Raw genomic sequence first — 1,716 nt, 5'->3', positions numbered from 1 at the left:
AACTTCACTCACCGGTGAACCCAACAGGTTGTAATCCGGCCAACGCAGGGTGCCCGCAGGATCGTCGTGACGGGTCACTTGATTGCACTGGTTGTGTTCAGCGGCTTGCGGTCCGCCATAGGAAAAGCGCTCGACGGCTTGATCTTGTTCAACCATCGTCATCGGACGCATCATTTCGTCGTAGTCGATCTGCCGCCGACTGCCACGTCCATCCCAATTGTCGACAAGTTGACCCGCTTCGCCCGGCAACATTAGGCGCCAACCGGCATCTACGCTATCAGTCAGCAATGGCTGGCCGGAGAGGCTGTAGATCGTGGTCAGATTAGGGGCGGGCAAGCGCGGGTCCTGTTGAGCAGTCAGCCGGCCTGCTGCGTCGTAAACACTGCGGGTAGAGCGGTGTTCGGCTGGCTGGTGTTCGTTCGAGCGTGAGTATGCGACGGCGCGCACGGTCAGACCGCGGGGGTCGTTGGCAGCAAGCAGGGGCGTTTGGGTATGTAGGGACATCCTTATCCGCCAAGGGTTCCAGGTTTTCACCGGTATTGAGTCTAGGTCGTAGACTCGGTCAATTTAACCGAGCGTCGAACTTGTCGGAGATGCCAAAATCATGTTTGGCCGACAGTTCAAGGACGGCTGCCTGAAGCTACAGTAGAGTTTTCTATTCTGCGTTCTACGTGCTTCGCTGATCAAACTGTTGCAAAAATACTGTAGAGTTTCGGATTATCGGGTTCAGCTGGACGCATATTTTTTGAATTCATTTAGAGTGATGAATTTGGAACGTAGCTGAAATGAAGATCCTGCTATTGTAGATTTTTTTGCTATATATCGCCTTTCCGAGTGTGTTATAGGGTTGAAAGCCTGTCCTGCCGGTGTATTTGATTTATGGGGCTTGTTTTGAAAAATATCGGGTGTCATCTCCTGCCACCCAGAAGGTCTATTGGCGTAGTCCTGAAAGGCTACGTCGATGAAAGTCACTTGATTTTTTTGGTCATTCGAAGCATGCAGCCACTCTAGTCCCAGTTTTGAGAACTTTCTGAATAGCCAATTTACGACGGCTTTTTGGGCGGTTTTCGCCGAGTGAGACGATTGTGAGAACAGCTTTTTCGGATCGCTCTGTAATGTTGCGGTAAAATTTTTCAGCTCCTGTTCAGGTAACGATTCGTGTAAGTGTTTTTTCCAAAACTCCATCGACGGTTTGTTAGATTTTTCCGAGTTGAGAGGATCGTCATATGTTCGCATCTTCCTGCTGATGTCAAAAACCTTGGAGTTTTCCTTGAGATGGTTAGCCCAGCTTTGCAGCATGGATAATGCATCTTCCGAAGTTCCTTTGAATCCTGGGGATGCTTGAGAGAATAGTTCGGCGTCATCTTCATCTACATCAATGCCCTCGGTGACGACATCAATAAATTCTTCATACTGTTCTTCAGCATAGGCGGGAACAATTGAAATGGAAGCATTCAACTCATCTATTTTGATTATGCTGTATTGGGGGTATGCCTCTGACAGCCTGGGAAGTACCTCCTCTCTTGCTTCTCCAAACCCATACAGCAGTATTAGTGGAGGCGCGAGTCCGCTCAAATCTTCGAGAAGGACAGGGTTATTCCTTATAAAACTGAACAAATTCAACCCGTCAATTTCGCCCGCCGGATCCGGATTGATCCACCTCTGCAACCACGGCGCGTAATACCTGAACCCATAGTAATAAAGCCCGGTGGCATC

The 1,716-nt window shown here is 49.4% G+C and carries 1 protein-coding gene and 1 pseudogene; both read right to left on the bottom strand.

The window, feature by feature from the left end; translation table 11 throughout:
• A pseudogene (locus tag ACCD02_RS32495) lies at positions 1-504 on the bottom strand (toxin); the annotation flags it as partial.
• Between the two features lie 222 nt (positions 505-726).
• Positions 727-1,716 (bottom strand): RHS repeat-associated core domain-containing protein (locus ACCD02_RS32490; RefSeq protein WP_413310692.1); only part of this gene is annotated, 990 nt, incomplete at its 5' end.

This window comes from Pseudomonas sp. Pseusp88 (genome assembly GCF_047303955.1).
Classification (GTDB): domain Bacteria; phylum Pseudomonadota; class Gammaproteobacteria; order Pseudomonadales; family Pseudomonadaceae; genus Aquipseudomonas.
This window is presented reverse-complemented; position numbering and strand designations above follow the sequence as displayed.